General features: G+C 68.5%; 19 protein-coding genes. 5 read left to right on the forward strand and 14 right to left on the reverse strand.

Annotated elements, in window-relative coordinates; genetic code table 11:
• Positions 1-156 precede the first annotated feature (156 nt).
• A complete protein-coding gene (locus tag ACIKT0_RS03535; protein ID WP_407104025.1) occupies positions 157-915 on the forward strand; it encodes an SGNH hydrolase domain-containing protein in 759 nt (252 codons plus the stop codon).
• A 113-nt stretch (positions 916-1028) separates the two neighbouring features.
• On the opposite strand, the gene ACIKT0_RS03540 is transcribed toward ACIKT0_RS03535, so the two are convergent.
• The 7 genes from ACIKT0_RS03540 to ACIKT0_RS03570 form a co-directional block, all read right to left on the reverse strand.
• Entirely contained in the window at positions 1029-2036 is a 1008-nt protein-coding gene (locus ACIKT0_RS03540) for a TerC family protein (RefSeq protein ID WP_407104026.1), read from the reverse strand.
• A 342-nt stretch (positions 2037-2378) separates the two neighbouring features.
• Positions 2379-3317 (reverse strand): acetamidase/formamidase family protein, encoded by a 939-nt coding sequence (locus ACIKT0_RS03545; RefSeq protein WP_407104027.1) that lies wholly within the window; start codon positions 3315-3317, stop codon positions 2379-2381.
• A 25-nt stretch (positions 3318-3342) separates the two neighbouring features.
• Complete coding sequence (gene urtE / locus ACIKT0_RS03550) at positions 3343-4035, reverse strand: urea ABC transporter ATP-binding subunit UrtE (protein WP_407104028.1); 693 nt, start codon at positions 4033-4035, stop codon at positions 3343-3345.
• A 4-nt stretch (positions 4036-4039) separates the two neighbouring features.
• Complete coding sequence (locus ACIKT0_RS03555; RefSeq protein ID WP_407104029.1) at positions 4040-4750, reverse strand: ABC transporter ATP-binding protein; 711 nt, start codon at positions 4748-4750, stop codon at positions 4040-4042.
• Entirely contained in the window at positions 4747-5850 is a 1104-nt protein-coding gene (gene urtC / locus ACIKT0_RS03560; RefSeq protein WP_407104030.1) for an urea ABC transporter permease subunit UrtC, read from the reverse strand. Before urtC ends, ACIKT0_RS03555 begins: the two co-directional genes overlap by 4 nt.
• A gap of 20 nt (positions 5851-5870) precedes the next feature.
• Positions 5871-7478, reverse strand: a complete 1608-nt coding sequence (gene urtB / locus ACIKT0_RS03565) for an urea ABC transporter permease subunit UrtB (protein ID WP_407104031.1) — start codon at positions 7476-7478, stop codon at positions 5871-5873.
• 23 nt (positions 7479-7501) lie between these two features.
• The gene (locus ACIKT0_RS03570) at positions 7502-8752 is read right to left on the reverse strand and encodes a transporter substrate-binding protein (protein WP_407104032.1); all 1251 of its coding nucleotides are present in this window, start codon (positions 8750-8752) and stop codon (positions 7502-7504) included.
• Positions 8753-9070: 318 nt separating this feature from the next.
• Here ACIKT0_RS03570 and ACIKT0_RS03575 point away from each other — a divergent pair, with 318 nt between their 5' ends.
• The gene (locus tag ACIKT0_RS03575; RefSeq protein WP_407104033.1) at positions 9071-9427 is read left to right on the forward strand and encodes a transposase; all 357 of its coding nucleotides are present in this window, start codon (positions 9071-9073) and stop codon (positions 9425-9427) included.
• Between the two features lie 25 nt (positions 9428-9452).
• On the opposite strand, the gene ACIKT0_RS03580 is transcribed toward ACIKT0_RS03575, so the two are convergent.
• The 5 genes from ACIKT0_RS03580 to ACIKT0_RS03600 all read right to left on the reverse strand — a co-directional run bounded on the left by ACIKT0_RS03580 (position 9453) and on the right by ACIKT0_RS03600 (position 13701).
• Positions 9453-10352, reverse strand: a complete 900-nt coding sequence (locus tag ACIKT0_RS03580) for a helix-turn-helix domain-containing protein (protein WP_407104034.1) — start codon at positions 10350-10352, stop codon at positions 9453-9455.
• Entirely contained in the window at positions 10349-11107 is a 759-nt protein-coding gene (locus ACIKT0_RS03585; protein WP_407104035.1) for an SDR family NAD(P)-dependent oxidoreductase, read from the reverse strand. The genes ACIKT0_RS03580 and ACIKT0_RS03585 overlap by 4 nt, the downstream gene beginning before the upstream one ends.
• A gap of 218 nt (positions 11108-11325) precedes the next feature.
• Entirely contained in the window at positions 11326-11874 is a 549-nt protein-coding gene (locus ACIKT0_RS03590) for an NAD(P)H-dependent oxidoreductase (RefSeq protein ID WP_407104036.1), read from the reverse strand.
• A 55-nt stretch (positions 11875-11929) separates the two neighbouring features.
• Positions 11930-12748: a GNAT family N-acetyltransferase gene (locus tag ACIKT0_RS03595; protein WP_407104037.1), complete on the reverse strand. Its 819-nt coding sequence runs from the start codon at positions 12746-12748 to the stop codon at positions 11930-11932.
• A gap of 140 nt (positions 12749-12888) precedes the next feature.
• Complete coding sequence (locus ACIKT0_RS03600; protein ID WP_407104038.1) at positions 12889-13701, reverse strand: methyltransferase domain-containing protein; 813 nt, start codon at positions 13699-13701, stop codon at positions 12889-12891.
• 194 nt (positions 13702-13895) lie between these two features.
• Between ACIKT0_RS03600 and ACIKT0_RS03605 the strand changes: the two genes are divergently transcribed.
• The gene (locus ACIKT0_RS03605) at positions 13896-14924 is read left to right on the forward strand and encodes a DUF808 domain-containing protein (protein ID WP_407104039.1); all 1029 of its coding nucleotides are present in this window, start codon (positions 13896-13898) and stop codon (positions 14922-14924) included.
• Positions 14925-14957: 33 nt separating this feature from the next.
• Here ACIKT0_RS03605 and ACIKT0_RS03610 read toward each other — a convergent pair whose 3' ends face one another.
• Together ACIKT0_RS03610 and acdA are read right to left on the reverse strand one after the other, a co-directional pair.
• Positions 14958-15830, reverse strand: a complete 873-nt coding sequence (locus ACIKT0_RS03610) for a LysR family transcriptional regulator (RefSeq protein WP_407104040.1) — start codon at positions 15828-15830, stop codon at positions 14958-14960.
• Between the two features lie 37 nt (positions 15831-15867).
• Entirely contained in the window at positions 15868-17100 is a 1233-nt protein-coding gene (gene acdA, locus ACIKT0_RS03615) for a 3-sulfinopropanoyl-CoA desulfinase (protein ID WP_407104041.1), read from the reverse strand.
• A 184-nt stretch (positions 17101-17284) separates the two neighbouring features.
• On the opposite strand from acdA, the gene ACIKT0_RS03620 reads away from it, so the two are divergent.
• Positions 17285-18250, forward strand: a complete 966-nt coding sequence (locus tag ACIKT0_RS03620) for a Bug family tripartite tricarboxylate transporter substrate binding protein (protein ID WP_407104042.1) — start codon at positions 17285-17287, stop codon at positions 18248-18250.
• 28 nt (positions 18251-18278) lie between these two features.
• On the forward strand, positions 18279-19117 hold an 839-nt coding region (locus ACIKT0_RS03625; protein WP_407104043.1), incomplete at its 3' end, for a class I adenylate-forming enzyme family protein.

A 19117-nucleotide genomic window follows, 5' to 3' on the forward strand; every position in this document is an offset into this window, starting at 1 on the left:
CGATCGCTGTAGCTCCGCTCGAACGGCGTGCGTCGTCTTGGCGCTCCCGTGAAGAACTTGGCCCATAGCGCGTCCCTCTCTGACGGCAATAAAGATACGCCATCACACCGTGGGACTAAACACCTAGAGGACATCCGCGCAGGACGGCTCTGCTCGATGAGCAGGACGGCCGTCAACGAGCGACCGAAGTTCCTGGTGTGGGGAGACTCGCACGCGCCTGCCCTTGCGCCTGGCATCTTCAAGGCGGGCGACAAGCTCGGCCTCCCCGGAGTGCTCGTCGGCGCCGGGTCCTGCCCGCCGCTGGAGGATTTCGAGACGCTGACCGCGCGTCCGGAAACGAGGCGACGCTGCCACGAGGTGAATGAGGCGGCCTTCGACTTCCTGCAGCGGGAGCGCGTGCCTCTGGTCTTCCTGGTGGCCCGCTGGGCTCGCGCGGCGTCGGGCAACGGCTTTGGCGAAGAGGGCATGTTCTTCGATCCGGCCAAGGTGCCGCCGCCGGTGCCTGGCGAGGATGCGAGGTTCGCCGCGGCGCTAGATCGCACGCTGGCGCGCCTCATGAGCTACGGCGTCCATCCTGTGGTCGTGCTCGATGTGCCGGAGGCCGGCTACGCCGTCGCCTACGCCACTGCGAAAGCCATGATGGCCGGCCGCGACCTGTCGAAGATAACGCTGACGCGTCGCGCGGAACTCGAACGGGATGGCCACGCGACCGACATCATCGAGCAGATCGCGGCGAAGTATAACGCGCCGACCGTGGAGCCCGACCCGTTCTTCTGCAACGACGACGTCTGCGATCTCGTGCGCGGCGGCGTGCCGCTCTACCGCGATTCAGACCACATCACGCGGACGACGGCGTTGCAGCTGAGCGACATATTCGACTCGGCGTTCGCCTCCTTCGTCAAGGCGTCGAACTGACCGCCGCCCCTGAGGCGCGCCGCGCGGCCGATGAGATAGAGCATGACCTGGCCGCTCTCGTGCCGGAGCGAACGCCAGGGAGGCGGCGCGCGCCGCCTCCCTGTTCGCGCCTGTCACTCGGGGGCGAGCCGCTCCTCCTCGCCCTTGCCGCCGCGGGTCTTCCAGAGCGACACCACGACGCCGCCGGCGATGAGCGCGAGCGTCACGCCGAGCGAGATCGCCGGGTCGACCTTGCCGAAGAAGTGCGACCAGAAGATCTTGGCGCCGATGAACACCAGCACGAGCGCGAGCGCGTACTTCAGATAGGCGAAGCGCTGCGCCATCGCGGCGAGCGCGAAATAGAGCGCGCGCAGGCCGAGCACGGCCATGATGTTCGCGGTGAAGACGATGTAGGTGTCGGTCGTGATCGCGAAGATCGCCGGCACGGAATCGACCGCGAAAACGAGGTCGGCGACGTTGATCACGACCAGCGCGAGGAAGAGCGGCGTCGCCCACAGCACGAGCTTGCCGGTGACAGGATCGGGCTGACGAACGAAGAAGCTCTCGCCGTGAAGCGCCGGCGTCACGCGCATGCGCCCCGACAGCCAGCGCAACGCGGCGTTCTGGGAGATGTCGGTCTCGCCCTCGCCCGCGAACAGCATCTTCACGCCCGTGAAGGCCAGGAAGGCGCCGAAGATCAGCAGGATCCAGTCGTAGTCCTGCACGAGCGCCGCGCCGACGCCGATCATCAGGCCGCGCAGCACGAGCACCGCCAGAATGCCCCAGACGAGCGCCCGGTACTGATAGCGCGGCGGGATCGAGAAGTAGCCGAAGATCAGCGCGATGACGAAGACGTTGTCGATCGAGAGCGCCTTCTCGATCGCGTAGCCGGTGAAGTAGTTCATGCCGGCCTCCGGTCCCATCGAGGACCAGATCCAGCCGCCGAAGGCGACCGCGACGGCGATGTAGAAGGCGGACAGCTTCAGGCTGTCGGCGACGCCGAGCTCCTTGGACTTTCGGTTCAGGACGCCGAGGTCGAAGGCGAGCAGCACGCCGACGAGCGCGAGGAAGGCGAGCCACAGCCAGGCGGGCTTGCCGACGATTTCGGCGAAGAGGAAGTCAGGAAGAAATTCAGCGATCATGCGACGTCGTCGTCCTCTGGTCTCGAGGACGACGGCGAGCGTCGACGCGGACGCTGCGCCACCGTCCCGCGAGGGTTGGGTGGGGCAGTCCGACATCGCGTGCTTCGGCAAGGACGAAGAACGCCAGAGGGGCCCGGACCGTTCTGACCAATGCGACATGGCTCACCCGCCGCCCGGGCTCAAGAGCGGCGAATGCAACCTGACGCGACTGTGATCGTGGCCGCGCCGTTTTCCCACGCGGGCGAGAACCGCCCTGCGGAGGATCCCCGCGCGCTGCAAGACGACCGCGCTGCGGGCAGATGACGAGCCTTCCGGTCGGCCGCAGGCCGCTGGGCGGTGCCCTTAGATCAAGGCCTTGGGCAGCATCATGTGGATGCCCTTGTTGCCGTCGACGAGCTGCGTCACCCGCACGTCCCCGGCGAGCGAGCACAGCATGTAGGCCTCGTTGCGGGTGAGGTTCGATCGCAGGCAGACGTGGCGAACCATCTCGCGCACTGCCTGCTTCGCCGCGTCGTCGAGATCCTCGTCGAGCCCGATCGAGATCAGATGCGTGCCGGTCTCCGCGAACGGGAACTCGACCGCCATGTCCTTGCGGACGGTGAGCCGGAACGTGCCCTCGATGCCCATCTCGAGCGCGGTGATGCAGACCTCGCCGTCGCCCTGCACGCCGTGGCCGTCGCCTGCGAAGAACAGCGCGCCTTCGTTGAAAACCGGCAGATAGAGCGTGGTCCCGGGCTTCAGCTCCTTGTTGTCCATGTTGCCGCCGAAGGCGCGCGGAACGGGCGAGCCGCATCGGCCCCATGCGGGAGGAGGCGCGACGCCCATGATGCCGAAGAACGGGTCGAGCGGCACCTCCACGCCCCAGGGAAGCGTGCAGATCCCTTTCGTGGCGTCGATCGTGGGGTGGATCGTCTCGTAGTCGGTGAACTCGTCCGGCAGAGTCCCGAGCAGCGGAAGGATCGCCACGAACCCCCAGTCCATCGTCGGCCTGGCTTCGAGGATGTCGACCTGCAGCACGTCTCCGGGTTCGGCGCCCTCGACGAAGACCGGGCCGGTGATGAAGTGCGGGCCGCCGCTTTGCTGCAGGGTGTCGAGCGCGGCCATGTAGTCCGCGGGCACGCGCGAGGCGTCGGGCGGCAGGCACTCCTTGCCGCCGGCGGGGAACGACGTGAGCGTCACGGTGTCCCCGGAGGCGATGCGCGCGACCGGCTTCGAAGCGCTGTCCAGGTAGCCCCAGACCATGTTCTCGGGCGCAGAGGAGATCGTGTGGTGACGAGCCATAAGAGCTTCGCTTTCTGCGTGAGTGTCAGACGGACATGAAGCGGGAGAGGCGGTCGCGGCTCATCTCGTCGCGCAGTCCCTGATCGACGACCTGGCCGCGCGACAGCACCACGAACCGGTCGGCGATCGCCGCGGCGAAATCGAGATACTGCTCGACCAGCAGGATCGATATCCGGCCCTTGAGGCCGCTCAGCACGGTCTCGATCAGCTGGACGATCGACGGTTGGACGCCCTCGGTGGGCTCGTCGAGGATGATCAGCTTGGGGCGGGTGACGAGGGCCCTGGCGATCGCGAGCTGCTGTTGCTGGCCGCCGGAGAGGGCGCCGCCGCGGCGGTCGGCCATCTCGCCCAGCACGGGGAAAAGCCGGATGACCTCCGAAATCCCCTCCCCGGCGACGTCGCCATGCGCGCGCGCGGCCACGACGAGGTTCTCCCTGACGGTGAGCTCGGCGAAGATCTCCCGGCCTTGCGGCACATAGGCGACGCCTGCGCGTGAGCGGCGGTAGTTCGGGCTCTGCGTAACGTCCGCGCCGTCGAACAGGATCGCCCCGCGCGTGACGGGCAGCAGCCCCACGAGGCACTTCAGCAGGGTGGACTTGCCGGCCCCGTTGCGGCCGAGGACCGCGAGGCACTGGCCGGGCTCGACCTCGAGCGAAACGCTCCTCAGGACCTGGGAGCCGCCATAATGCTGATCGAGATCGCGAACCGTGAGCTTCATCGTCTCACCGGCCCAGATAGACGTCGACGACGCGCGCGTCGGCGCGGGCCCGGGCCATGGAGCCCTCGAACAGCGTTCGGCCCTCATGCAGCACCGTCACCCGGTCCGCGATAGCCTCGACGAAGTCCATGTCGTGTTCGACCACGACGATGGCGCGCTCGGGGGTCCGAAGGCGCCGAATGAGGGCCGCGGTGCGCTCGGTCTCCTCGTCGGTGAGGCCGGCGACGGGCTCGTCCAGCATCAGAACCCTGGGCTCGGACACGACCACCATGGCGATCTCGAGCCACTGCTTCTGGCCGTGGGCGAGTTCGCTCGCGAGCCGATCCGCATGCTCCGCAAGCCCGACCGTCTCCAGGATGGCCGCGACCTTTTCCTTCGATCCCTCGTCGTCCGCGCCGCCGAGCCCGATCTCGACGTTGTCGCGAACGGACAGCGCCTCGAACACGCTCGGCTTCTGGAACTTGCGCCTGACGCCCGACCGCGCGATCGCGCTCTCGCTGCGGCCCGTGAGCTCAAGCCGCTCGTCGAACAGGACGCGGCCGGCCCTGGCGCGGCTGACGCCGGAGATGACGTCGAGCAGCGTCGTCTTGCCCGCGCCGTTGGGGCCGATGACGGCGCGCACCTCGCCATAGTCGATGGCGAGCGACAGATCGTCGATCGCACGAAAGCGCCCGAACTCGACGGTCAGGCCCTCGACCAGCACCGCGACGGTCATGACGCCGCATCCTGCGGCCGAAGCGCGCCGGGACGCGACAGCAGCGCGGGGCGCCAGCGGCCGATGTCGAGCAGCCCGTTCGGAAAGATCAGCGCGACGAGGATGACGAGGCCCGACAGCACGAAGGGCCAGAGCTCGGGAAGGGTCGCCGACAGCGAGAACTTGATGGCGTTGACCAGCACCGCGCCGATCACCGCCCCGGCGAGCCGGCCGCGGCCGCCGATGGCGCACCAGACGGCGATCTCGAGCGAAAGCTCCGGCGAGAGCACGCGCGGATTGATGATGCCGACCTGCGGCACGTAGAGCAGCCCGGCGATCGCCGCGATCACCGCCGACAGGCACCAGACCGCAAGCTTGAGCCGCAGCGTTTCGTAGCCGAGCGAGCGCAGCCGGGTTTCGTCATCCCGGGTCGCGACCAGCAGGCGGCCGAACCGGCCGACCATCAGCAGCCTGCATCCGATGAGCGTGACGCCGAGCGCCCCCAGCGAGGCGAGCGCGAGCCCGGTCGCGACGCCCGGCGACTGGAACGGCACGCCGAAGATCGTCTGGAAGCCGGTCATGCCGTTATTGCCGCCGAAGCCGGTGTCGTTCCGGAACATCAGCAACATCGCCACATAGACGAGCGCCTGGGTGATGATCGCGAAATAGACCCCGCCGACCCGCGAGCGGAACGACACCCAGCCGAACGCGAACGACGCCGCGAACGACGCCGCGACCGCCGCCAGCAGCGCGACCGGGAAGCTTCCGAGCGGCGCCCACCAGGCCGGAAGCGCCGTCCAGCCCATGAACTGCACGATGTCGGGCGTGACCCCGGTGGTCGCGACCGACTGCTCGAGCAGGTGCATGCCCGCGACGTAGCCGCCGATGGCGAAGAACAGTCCGTGTCCGAGGCTGAGGATGCCCGCATAGCCCCAGATCAGGTCCAGCGCGACCGCGAGCAGGGCGAAGCAGGCGAGTTGCCCGATGATGTTGACCCGATAGCCGGACAGGCCGGGCCACAGGGCGACGACGGCGAAAGCGAGGAGCGTCGCGGCCGCGACGCCGGAGAACACCCGGTCGTCCAGCGCGCGAGCCAGATAGCGAGGCTTCGGCGCGATCATGCCCGCGCCCTCCCCCGCCCTCACTTGCGCCGCCCCTTGACGGCGTAGAGACCCTCGGGCCGCCACTGCAGGAAGGCGATGATCATCAGCAGCACGATCACCTTGGCGGCGACCGCGCCGTAAAGCGGTTCGATCAGGACGTTGATCTGTCCGACGCCCAGCGCGGCGAAGGCCGTGCCCGCGAGGGTTCCCACGCCGCCCAGCACCACGACCATGAAGCTGTCGACGATGAAGTTCGAACCCATCTGGGGGTTCACGTTATAGATCGGGCAGAGCGCGAGGCCCGCGAGCCCCGCGAGCCCCGAGCCCAGGCCGAACGCCATCATGTCGACCCGCCGGGTCGCGACGCCCACGCAGCCGGCCATCGCGCGGTTCTGGGTGACCGCGCGGATGTTGAGGCCGAGCGGGGTGCGCTTCAACACGAACCAGGTCAGACCAAGCGTCAGGCCCGCGAAAACGATCGCGAACAGGCGGTTCCAGGTGATGATGAAGTCGCCCATCAGGAGACGGCCGCCCGAGATGTACCAGGGCGTCACGAACTGGAGGTTCTGCGTGCCGACCGCGACACGCATCAGGTTCACCAGCAGCAGGCTGACGGCCCAGGTAGCGAGCAGCGTCATCAGCGGACGGGTGTAGAGGCGCCGCACGATCGTCGCCTCGAGCGCGACCCCGATCCCCGCCGTCACGAGGAACACGACCGGGATCGCGGCGATCAGATACCAGTCGATCAGGCCGGGCGCGACGGCGCGCAGGGCCTCCTGCACCGCGTAGGCCACATAGGCGCCGATCATGATGAACTCGCCCTGGGCGAGATTGATCACGCCCATCAGCCCGAAGATGATCGCAAGTCCAGCCGAGGCCATGAACAGGATCGAGGCGACGGACAGCCCGTTGTAGAACACGTTGAGCGCGTTGGAGATTGAGAGCCAGCGCCCGATTGAGGCGACGCCGCTGTCGACCGCCATGCGGAAGTCGGGATCCGTCACGTAGGCCGGATCGCTCTTCAACGCGTCGATCCGGGTCAGCGACCGCCGGTCCGGGGTCGCGGCGATCCGCTCGATTGCCGCGATGCGCTTCGACATGTCCGGCGAATTGAGCAGGGCCGCCTGGCCCACGGCGAGGATGCGGTTCCTCAGCCCCACGTCGGATTCGGCCTCCGCCGCCTTCTCGAAGAATTCCGGCGGCAGCGATCCCGCGCGCCGCTCGAGCGCGGTCAGCGCCGCACCGCGATCGTTCGGGGTCGCGCCGCTGCGAAGCGTGGCGGCCGCGCGGACCGTCTCGAACAGCGGCCGGTTCTTCAGGCTGAGCAGCGGAGACGTTCCGCCCGATCCTTCGGACGGCGCGAGGGTCGCGGCGTTCACGGCGCCGTCCGGAAGCGCGATGATCGGCCCCTGCGGACCGCATTTGAGGCTGCGGTCAATCGCGGCGCCGGATAGCGCCGCGGCCCATCTGGCATCGTCGATCGTCGCGTCGACCAGCCCCGCCAGCATGGCGTTGGCGGCGTCCGTCATGCCGGTGGCGCCGCCACAGACCTGGCTCGCGACCGCCGCCCGATCAAACGCCGCCGCAGCCGCCCCGCACGTCAGAACCGCGCCGAACAGACCCGCGAACAGGGCACGCCACCACACCGTTATCGCCCTGCGTGTCGGGATCAGCCGTACTGGCTCATCGGCACCGGCTTCGGCGTGCCCTCCGACTGCCAGAGCACGTCGAAGCCCTGGGAATCGTTGACCGAGCCGATGAAGACGCCGCGCGAGACGTAGTTGTTCTCGGCCGTCATGCCGATCTTGTAGCCGGACGGGCAGTCGAAGCTGAGCCCGGCGAACGCCTTCTGCACTTCCGGCACGTCGAAGGAGCCGGCCTTCTTGGCGGCCAGCGCCCACAGGTGAACCGCGTCATAGGTCGAGACCATCGGGTCGATCGCGACATCGGGACGGAACGGCGCCTTGGTCCGGCCGACGTAATCGGACCAGGACTTCAGGAACTTCTGGTTCGCTTCGCCCTTGGCCTGCTGGAGATAGGCCCAGCAGTTGAGGTGGCCGACGAGCTTCTGGGTGTCGAGGCCCTCGAGGTCCGCCTCCACCATGTCGAGGCCGAGGACCGGAACGTCGGAGGACGAGATCCCCTGGTTCGCGAACTCGCGCATGAAATCGGGGATCGAGGAGCCGACGACCGTCAGCACCACCACAAGCTTCCCGCCCGGCGCGTCCGCGAAGGCGCGGATCTGGTTCACGATGGTCTGGAAATTCGAGAAGGAGAACGGCACGTACTCCTCCTTCCAGGCGCTCTCCTCGATGCCCTTGGTCTTCCAGTAGCCCTTGAGCTGCTTGTTGATCGTGCGCGGCCAGACATAGTCCGAGCCGACCATGAAGAAGCGCTTGGCCTCAACGCCGTCCGGGCTCATCAGGTAGTCGACCGCGGGCAGCACCGAGCTGGCAGGCGGCGAGTTCACGTAGACGACGTTCTTCGAGTTCTCGTCGCCCTCGAAATGGAGGGGGTAGAACAGAAGCCCGTTGTTCTGCTCCACCACCGGCAGCACGGATTTGCGCGACACGGACGTCCAGCAACCGAACAGCGCGGCGACCTTGGTCTCCGACAGCATCTGCCGACCGACCTGTGCATAGAGCGGCCAGTCGGAGGCAGGATCCGACGTGACGACTTCGATCGTGGAGCCGTTGACGCCTCCCGCCGCGTTGATCTCTTCGGCCGCCATCTTGGCGACGAAGTTCATGCGGCCCTCGAGGTTCGCCATGGTGCCCGAGGAGGAGAACAGGCAGCCGAGCTTCACGGTCCCCGCCGCGCGGGCGGACTGTATCAGCGGCGGCGCGGCCAGCGGCAGGAGCGCGCCAGCCGCCGCTGCGCCCGTGGTTCTGAGGAAGGTTCTGCGGTCGAACTTGCTCATCGCCTTGGGCCTTCAGAGGATTTCGTCACCCGACGCTGACGCCGCGGTGCCCCTCCGAGCAAGGTCAAATTTCAGCTTGCGAAGCGCTCCGAATAGGCAGTCCGGCGACCGTCCTCCGGCGATGTCAAAATTGACATTGGAAGGTCAGACGGCGGCTCAGCGGGTGCCCGGCCGTCGCCCATTCGCCAAGCTCAACCGCGCAGCCGCGCGGCTCCTGTCGGCCATGCGGTTTCGGAGCTTGCGAGAACCCGCCCGCCGGATCACTCTGCCCGAACTATGAGCATGTCCACATGGTGGGCTAGAGCGCGAGGTTCGGAGATGGCCGCGTCGCGTCTGACGGATGAAGAGATCGCGATCCTCCTGGGAGAGGTCGCGGCCGGCGCTTCGCTCGAGGCGGTCTGCGCGAGCGCGCATGTGTCTGTCCGCACCTTCTATCGCTGGAAGCGGAAGTTCGAGGGACTGACGCCGTCGGGCGTACGGCAGCTCAAGGCGCTTCGCCGCGAGAACACCGAACTGAAGCGCCTTCTGTCCGCACAATCCGGGGGCCGTCTCGGGGCGACCGCGCTCTCCCCGAACGCAAATCGGCCAGCTCCCGACTCCGCCGCCTTGAGAGAGAACCGCGGCGTCAGCCTTGGCCGATTTGCGACCGTCCGATCGGGCGCGTCATCATCTTGAGGCGGACCGGCAACCGCTTCTTGAGCTACGACGCATCCCGATAGCGGGACGGCGTGACGCCGGTGGCTCGCTGAAAGGTCTGCGCGAAGTGGCTTGGGCTCGAATAGCCGACAGCCAGGCTGATCTCCATGACGGACACGTCGGTCTCGCGCAGGAGGCGCTGCGCTTCGGCGATCCGAAGGCCTGCGAAACATCTCTGCGGCGAACATCCCATGGAGCGGCTGAACACCCGGCTGAAATGGAAAGGGCTCATCTCCGCGACCGAGGCGAGATCGGCCAGCGAGAACGGCTCGGCGAGGTTGTCGCGCATGTGCCGGAGGATCGCGCGCACCCGGAACGCCGGCAGGCCGCTCCGCCGGCGGATACGGCGACCCGGGTCGGCGAAGGCGCGCAGCACGCAGACCGCCAGCGCCTGCCCGACGCCCTGCAGAAGCGTCGGGGCGGGCGCCGCTCCGTTTGCGATCTCGCGATGAATGAGCTCGAGCAGGGTCGAGACGGCCGGGTCGCGAGCGCCGGAGGCCTCACGCAGCGCCGGGCGCTGCGGCTGCCCGAACAAATCTGCGGCTGCGGCCTCGATCAGGTGAACGCCGAGATGGACGTGCAGCGCCTCGAAGGACTCGCCCTCCGCCCGCCATCGCAGCTCATAGGGCTCGTCGGAATCGACGACGAACAGGTCTCCGCGGCGGACATCGACTGCGCTCCACCCCTCGCCAAGGTCGCGCTCCTCGACCCGCGCCGCGCCGGCTGCGATCCAGACCAGCAAAGGATCCGCCACCGCTGGCGCAATGAACGGCTCCACTATGGTGCGATGGAGGAAGCGCTCGACCAGCAGGCCGCCCGGTCCGGTGTCGGCCTGCCCCAGGATCTCGCCCGGGACGTGGCGCAGAAGCGAGCGCGCCCTCGGCGGAGGATCTTCCGCCGTCATCCGATCGGGACGCTCATCCCGCCGTCCGCCATCACCACCGACCCGACGATGAAGCTGGCGCGGTCGGAGGCCAGGAACGCCACGATCTCGGCGATCTCCCGCGGCTCGGCCGCCCGGCCGATCGGCGCCTTGCCGCCGTGCTCGGCGAGGAATTCGCGGCCATCCTCGCGAAAATGATCGAGGATGTTGGTGATGACGTCGCCGACCCCGATCGCGTTGACGCGGACACCGTGCGGGATCGCCTCCAGCGCCTGCGTCCGGGTCAGCTGCGCCAGGGCGCCCTTCGAGGCGGCGTAGGCGGCGATCCCCGGGAAGGCGAAGAATGACGCATAGGACGCGATGTTGACGATCGCTCCGGAGCGCCGCGCCATCATGACCTTCTGGGCCTCGCGCGAATGCAGGAACGCGCCTGTGACGTTGGTCTGCATCTGCCAGTCCCACTCCTCGCGGCTGAGCTCGACCAGTTCCTTGTAGATGATCCGTCCGGCGTTGTTGACGAGGATGTCCAGGCCGCCGAACCGCTCGGCGGCGAGCTTCACCGCGGCCTCGGCGGAACCGTCGGCCGCGACGTCGGCGACCAGAGGCGCGACGCCGTCGCACGCGAGTTCCTCGACCGCGGGATTGACGTCCTCCGCCACGACCTTCGCGCCGCGCTCGTGCAGAAGCTCGGCGACGGCTCGGCCAATGCCGCTCGCCGCCCCGGTGACGATCGCGACCTTGCCCGCGACTTCGTTGATGACCGTGTCCTGTGTCATGCCGTGTGGCTCCGCATCCTGAGAGATGACGGCCGCTTCCGGTCTTCTAGGAGAGCGACCACGAGCCGCCAGACTAGGAGCCGCAGGCGCGCCGATCGCTCGGCGGCTTGCGCAAGCTGTCGGGATCTTGCGCAAACCCGCGCGGCCGCGGCTCCTTCGGCGGAAAACAGCGGCTGGCGTTGCTTTGCGGGATTATCGAAGGGCAGTCGCCTGCGCCCTCAGGCGGGATGCGGGCCGCGCCAGCGCTCGATCCTTTCGACATAGGACCGGGCCGCCTCGCCCCTTTCCTCGTCGCTCAACTTGTTCGCACGGTAAACCAGAAACGGCTCGGTCCACCGCCAGGCGCAGCGGCTCGCGGTGGACTGCAGGGGACGCAGCAACTCGGCCAGGGAGAACAGGTTCACCCCGTCGGGACGGTACGCTTCCGGCACATTTCCGGCCGTCGCCGCCACCATCACGGGCAGATCCCGCAGCCTCTCGCCCTCCTGCTCGGGCCGCAGATAGTACATGCGGGTCAGCACGACGTCCTGCCACGCCTTCAGCAGCGGCGGCGTTGAATACCACTGCACGGGGAACTGCAGGATCAGCCGCTCCGCCGAGAACAGCCGCTCCACCTCCGCGTCCACGTCGATCGAGCGCGGGTCGGGATAGAGCGACCCCATGTCGTGGACGACCACGCCGGCAAGCTGCGCGGCCGCCTCCCCCAAGGCCCGGTTCGCATGGGACCGGGCATAGTCGGGATGGAACACGAGAACCCGGGTCGTCATGGCGCCTCCTCGATAATCGTCCCCATTCAGGCTCCTCAAACGTCGAGCATCATCCTCAGCCTGACTGCCGAAGCCTGTAGTTGGGACGCACATAGGCCACCGAGAATCCGGCCCGGTGGTAGTTGCGGAAGGAGGCGTGGGAGGCCTCTTGGCCCGAAGGTGGATTGGCGGTCTCGGCGGTGAAGCCGAGCACGCCGGCCCCTGCGCCGTCGGCCAGGCGCGCCGCGATGAGGGCGCCCTGGGCGCCGCGGCCGCGGGCTTCCGTGAGCGTCGTATCCACGCCGAGCCAGGCGCACTGGCCGTTGATGAACATCGCGCCGGCGGCGACCGGTTCCTGGCCGTCGAAGGCCAGGTAGGTGCGCCAGCCGTCCCGAGCGGGAAGACCCGCAAACCATGGCCTTGCGGACTCCGGCAGGCCGAAGCCCTGCTGGACGACGCGCGCGAACTCGGCGCCGTGGTCACCGCCCACCGCACGAACTTCAAGGGCGCTCGCGCTGGGCGGAACGGCCATGGCGGTAGGTCGACGCCATTTCGCCCAGCCGGCGCCGGCCGGCTCCAGACCGCGCGCGGCGGCCCATTCGACGATCTCGGCGGGCTGCGCGACCGGTGAGATCTGGATCGCCCAGCCGCCGGCGTGCCGCTGAAGCCAGGCGAGCGCCTCTTCGAAATCTTCCGCGCTCCAGGGGACGCTGACCCCTGGAGCCATCACACGGTTGAACTCCGTGATCGGAACGGCCCGATTGGCCAGCGCGCCCGCGCCCGCCATTCGCTTGCAGGCGAGGCCGGCTTCCGCCGCATGATCGGGCGGCGCGGCTGCGAATAGATCGAGCCACGCGAGACACTCGGTTTCCTCGATGTCCTGCGCTGCGATCATCCCCGGCCTCCCGTCTCGCGCGATGCTCGGGAGCGATCCGCTTGTGCCCTCTGCCGTGACGTCGCTCTTCGTCATCCATCCCACCTTCAGCTGATCGGGAGACTTGGGCGCGCTCGCGGCACGGCCCTTCCCTTGGGCGGTCAGTCCGGAACGCGCGACCAGCCGCAGAACTGCAGCGGCCCCAGGATCTGCCCCCGAGCGGCCGTCGCGGCCTCGGCGAGACGCTCCTCCACCCGGTCGACGTCCGGGCGCGGCCAGCCGATCCGCTCCAGCTGCGGCACGACGTTTCGCAGCGTGGCTCCGTACCAGGCATAGAGCGGAGACTCCGGACCGCCGCTGGCCGGCGCCTCGCAGAACACCGTCGGCAAGCTCATCCCCGCCTGCTGGAAGTGCTCGACCAGGCGGCTTCCAGCGTCCGGATGCTGCAGGACCGAGCCGAAGGCGGCCACCAGCGCCTCCCACAGAGCAGTCAACGGCGGCAAGGCGGGCCAGGTGGGGTTTTCTCCCCGCAGGGTCGGCTCGTGGAAAGCGACGGTTCCGCCCGGGCGCACGCATTCGGCCAAAGCTTGGATGAGTTGGGCGGGAGACGCCTGATGGATGAGCACATAGCGGCCGACGGCCATGTCGAAGGCGGCCGGCTCCCGGAACGTCTCGTCTCCCTGAATGAAGGCGACGTTGCGAACAGCCAGCTCCGCCGCCCGGTCGCGCGCGGCCGCCACGGCTTCGGCGCTGCGATCGACGCCGAGCACGGCCCCGGAGGGGCCGACCAACTCTGCCGCGAGCAGAGAGACCTCGCCATTGCCGCATCCGAAGTCGAGCACACGCATGCCAGGCGCGACGCCCGCCTCCACGAGCATGCGCCGTGTGATCGGCCGCAGACACGCCGCCTGAAGCTCCAGACGGCGCAGCTCCGCGTCCGCATGGCCGAGAATGTAGGGAACGCTGTCGGGCATATCGCCCTCCTGGCTTGAGTGGACGCGCCCGTGCCAGAGCCGCGCCGTTCGCGCCCGACCTATCAGAAGGTAGATTTGTGGCTCGATTGAGATGGTTCGTCCGAACTGCGGCGCGCGGCGCGGCGCGCTGCGTCGCCTTCCTGGGCCGCATGCGGTAGCGTCGGCTCCGCCCTCGGGCCCGTGGAGTACGATTGATGGCCGTCGGACTGATCGCACTGCTCGACGACGTCGCGGCCATCGCCAAGGTCGCGGCCGCCTCGCTCGACGACGTCGCCGGCCAGGCCGCGAAGGCGGGCGTCAAGGCGGCCGGGGTCGTCATCGACGACGCCGCGGTGACGCCGCGCTACGTCGTCGGCTTCGCGGCGGAGCGCGAACTGCCCATCGTGTTCCGGATCGCGATGGGTTCTCTGAAGAACAAGCTGCTATTTCTGCTGCCGGCGGCCCTCGCCCTCAGCTGGTTCGCGCCCTGGGTGATCACGCCGCTGCTGATGATCGGCGGCGCCTATCTCTGCTACGAGGGCGCCGAGAAGGTTTACGAGGCGCTGTTTCCCCACAAGGCGCACGAGCATGAGAATGCGGTCGGCGGCGCGGGCGACGCCGCCGCGCTGGAGCAGCAGAAGATCTCGGGCGCGATCAAGACCGACTTCATCCTCTCGGCTGAGATCATGGCGATCACGCTCGCGGCCGTGCCGGCGGACGCCTCGTTCTGGAACAAGGCGATGGTGCTAGCGGTCGTCGGCCTGCTGATCACGATCGGCGTCTACGGCGTCGTCGCGCTCATCGTGAAGGCGGACGACGCCGGTGTCGCGATGGCGAAGAGCACGTCCAGATCGGCCTTCGGGTCCTTGGTGCGGAAGCTCGGCCGCGGGCTGGTCGTCGGAATGCCGTACCTTCTGAAGGGCCTCGCGATCGTCGGCACGGCTGCGATGATCTGGGTCGGCGGCGGCATCATCGTGCACGGCCTCGCGCATTACGGCTTCACGCACATCGAAGAGGCGCTCCATCACGCCGCCGAGGCGGCGTCGCACGCCCTGCCCGCCCTGTCGGGCGCAGCCGGCTGGCTGACGACCGCCGCCGGCTCCGGCGTCATCGGTCTCGCGATCGGCGCGGCGATCATCCCGCTGGCGAGCTACGTCATCGGGCCGGTCTGGCGCGCCGTCGGGGGAATGTTCGGCAAGAAGAGCGCGCCGGTGGCCTCGCCGCATGGCGGCGGCCACCACTAGAGAGAGGGAGGAGCGGGCCCGAGCGCCGACTCCTCAGCCTTGGCCGGACGCCTGCCGGAACAGCGCTAGAACGGCTTCCAGAAGCGGGACGTTGGCGTTGGTCTCGTGGAAGACCAGCGACACGTTGCGTTGCGCGTCCGCGCCCTCCAGCGGCCGGATCGCCACGCGCTGGCGGTACGACTCGAGCGGGCGCTCGGGCACGATCGCGATCCCGATGCCGCGCTCGACCATCTCGATGATGGCCTCGATCGAATCGAGCTCCATGAACTCGTCCGGCTCGATCCGCCGGCTTGCAAGGAACCGGCCGATGATGCGGCCAACGCCGGCATGGCGGTTGAAGCGTATGAAATTGGCGTCGAGGATCGCCTCGACCGTCGGCGGCGTTCCGGCGTCGAAGGCGGAGATCAACGCGAGGCGTTCCCGCATGATGATCTCGCTGCGCAGACCGGCCGGAAGCTTCGCCGGTTCGGTCACGATCGCGGCGTCCAGCGTTCCGTCCTGCACGCCTTCCACCAGAGGCTCCGACAGGGCGCTCTGAACCCGCATGTGGATGCCCGGATAGCGCCGGTTGATCGCCTGCAGGACGTTAGGCAGGAAGCCGATCGTCGCGGTCGGGATGCATCCCAGCATCAGGCGGCCCGTGAGCGCGTCGGCGTTCTCCGCGGTCTCGCGGATGCCTTCGAGCAGTTCGAGGATCTCGCGCGCCGACCGCGCGATCGCGATCGCGGTCGGCGTCATGACGGGAGGACGGACGCTCCGGTCGAACAGGGCGACCTGCAGCTCCTCCTCCAGCGCCTTGATCTGCATGCTGATCGCGGACTGGTTGATCTTCAGCCTCTGAGCCGCCTCGACGAACGACTTCGAGTCCTGGATCGCCACGAGACTTCGCAGAGCCCTCAGATTCACGCTGGTTCCTCGGTCTCTGGGGCCAGCCCCGGCGCGTTCACTCCGCTGCGGCTGGCGCCGATCGGCTCATCCGCTGGTCGTCCCAGGTTCCGTCGCGGGTCTGCGGCAGCCGCCAGCCGAGAACCTTGGAGGCGACCAGCGTGCGCAGCACCTGGGCGGTGCCGCCCCCGATCGTGAACATCCTGACGTCGCGCAGCATGCGCTCGATCGGCAAATCCTGCGAGTAGCCGCGGGCGCCGTAAAGCTGGAGCGCGTCGTTGACGACCTTGAAGGCCGCCTCGGAGGCGAAGATCTTGGCCTGCGCGGCCAGCACCGGGTCAGGGAACGGGCTGCCGTTCGGGCCGCGCGAGCGGGCGGCGGCGTACAGCATGAGACGGGACGCCGTCAGCTGCGTGCTCATGTCCGCCAGCATCCACTGCAGGCCCTGAAACTCGCCGATCGGCCGTCCGAACTGCCGCCGCGTCTTGACCCACTCGGTCGCGAGCTCGAACGCGCCGGACGCTATCCCCATCGCCACCGTGCCGGCGCCGACGCGCTGGCTATTGTAGGCGTTCATCAGGTCCGCGAAGCCTCGCCGGAAGCCCGAGGGCGGAACCAGCGCCATGTCCGCGGGGATCTCCAGGTCCTCGAAGACGAGCCCTCCTTCCGGCATGCCGCGCAGGCCCATGGTGGTCTCGCGGTTCGAGACCCGCAGACCCTTGGCGCCCAGAACGGTCAGGAAGCCGCCGATGCCCTGGTCGACGCCGTCTTCATCGAACACCCGCGCGAAGATCAGGTGCAGCTTGGAGACGCCGGCGCCCGTGATCCAGTGTTTGGCGCCGTTGATCACATAGCCGTCGCCGCGCTTGTCGGCGCGCGTCGAGAGGTTTGTGGCGTCGCTGCCGGCGTCGGGCTCCGTGATGCAGATCGCAGGCTTGTCGCCCGAGAGGACGAGCTCGGCGGCCAGGCGCTTCTGCTTCTCCGTGCCGTACGCCATGACGGTCGAGAGCGCGCCCATATTGGTCTCGACGACGATGCGGGCCGCGACCGTGCAGTATTTCGCGATCTCCTCGACGACGAGCACGGTGTCGAGGAAGGATTTGCCCTGCCCCCCATACTCGGTCGGGATCGTCATCCCCAGGAAGCCCTGGCGCCGCATGGCGTCGACCACGTCCCATGGGTATTCGCGGGTCTGGTCGATCTCGACGCCACGCCTGGCCACCACGGAACGGCCGAACGCGTCCGCCTCAGCCTTTAGTGCGAGCTCCTCGGGCGACAGGCCGTAGGTCATCCAAAACGCCTCCTGTTTCAACGGATAGGAGCACAGGCACAAATATCAAGCAATCTGATCTCATGCTGTATCAAAACCAAAAAATATGATTTCGTGAGGCTCAGAGACAGGAGGCCGCGAAAGCTGCGCGTCCTCCTGTCGTCGAACGACGGGGGAAAACCCCCGCGCTCTTGGGAGGACACGCATGAACTTCAGGACGATCGCCGCGAGCGTGATGGTGGTGGCCGCACTCGGAGCTGCGGCCCCCGCGGTCGCCGGCCCCTATCCGGACCGCATGGTGCAGATCCTGGTGCCCTACCCGCCCGGCGGGATCACGGACATCGTGGGACGGATCGTGGCCGATCGGTTCACGACCGAGTTCGGCAAGCCGTTCACGGTCGAGAACCGGCCCGGCGCCGGCGGCATGACCGGCTCCGACGCGGTCGCCCGGTCGAACGACAAGGGCTACACGCTCCTGATGGGCTCGGTCGCGAACACGACCTTCCCGGCGGTCAACAAGAAGGTGCCCTACGACCTCGTCACCGATCTCATCCCGCTCTGCCGGGTGATGTCGGTGCCGAACTACCTCGTGGTCGGCGCGGACAGCCCGTACAAATCCCTGAAGGACCTGCTTGAGGACGCAAAGGCGCGCCCGGGCCAGCTGACTTTCGCCTCGACCGGCCCCGGAGCGACGCCGCATCTGTCGGGCGAGCTCCTCGCGACCATGGCGGGCGTCGACCTCACCCACGTGCCCTACAAGGGCAGCGGCCCCGCCTTCGTGGACCTCATCCCCGGCCGCATCTCGATGATGTTCGACAACGCGGCGTACTCCCAGGTGAAGGCCGGCAAGCTCCGCGCGCTCGCGGTCAGCTCGCCGGAGCGCACCCCCGCCGCGCCCGAGATCCCGACGGTCGCGGAATCCGGCGTGCCGGGCTTCTCGGTGACCTCGTGGTACGGTCTCTGGGCGCCCAAGGACACGCCGCCGGAAGCGGTCGAGCTGCTGCGCGGCAAGCTCCAGGCGCTGTTCTCGGAGCCCGCCACGCAGGAGAAGATGGTCACCCTCGGGGGCAAGGCGGATCTCGCCTGCGGCGCGGATTTCGCGACCTTCATCGACGCGGAGCTCGCGAAGTGGGCCAAGGTCGTCGCGGACGCGAACATCAAGATCGATTGAGGGGCTCGGCCCCGCGGGAAAGGCCGGCATGACGTTCGCCGACATCATCCTGACGCATGCTGAGCGGCGGCCCGACGCGCCGGCGCTCAGCGACCTCGCGGGGACCGTCAGCTATCGCGAGCTGGCGGACCGGGTGGACGACGCCGCGCGCTGGCTCGCCGCGCTCGGCGTTGAGCCGGGCGACCGCGTGATGATCGTGGGCGAGAACTCCATCCCGCTCGCGGTCGCGATCCTGGCCTGCGCCCGCGCGGGAGGGGTCGCGGTGATGGAGAACGCCCGTCGCGCCCCCATGGAGGTGGACGCCATCCTGGAGCACAGCCGCCCAAGGAGGGCGCTGTTCGTGTTCGACCAGTCGCGCGACGCCGAGGAGCATGCGGCGCGCGCGGGGGCGCAAATGGTCGATCAGCCCGCGATCGGCCGACTGGCGATGACGGGCGAAGACCCCTGCGGCCCCTACGCGGCGTCCGGCCTGGACGCCGCAGCCGACCTCGCCGCCTTCATCTACACCACAGGCACCACCGGAGCGCCCAAGGGCGTCATGCTCACGCATGACAATCTCGGCTTCATCGCCGGCATGATGGGAACGCTCCGCGGCGTCGGGCCCACTGACCGGATCTACTGCGTGCTGCCGATCTCCCACATCATGGGGCTCGCCTCCGTGCTGCTCGGCGGCCTGAACGGCGGCGCGCACGTCCATCTGAGATCGCGGTTCTCCGCCGACTCCTGCCTCGCGGACGTCGCCGCGCTCGGCGTCACCGCCCTGCAGGGCGCGACCGCGATGTTCGCCAAGCTCAACGAGGCGGCGGAGAACCGCGATCTCAGATGGACGTGCGCGCCGCCGTTCAGGCCGCCGAGCAGCACGGAGGC

Origin of the sequence: Hansschlegelia beijingensis (assembly GCF_045505405.1) — a bacterium.
Classification (GTDB): Bacteria; Pseudomonadota; Alphaproteobacteria; order Rhizobiales; family Methylopilaceae; genus Methylopila; species Methylopila beijingensis_A.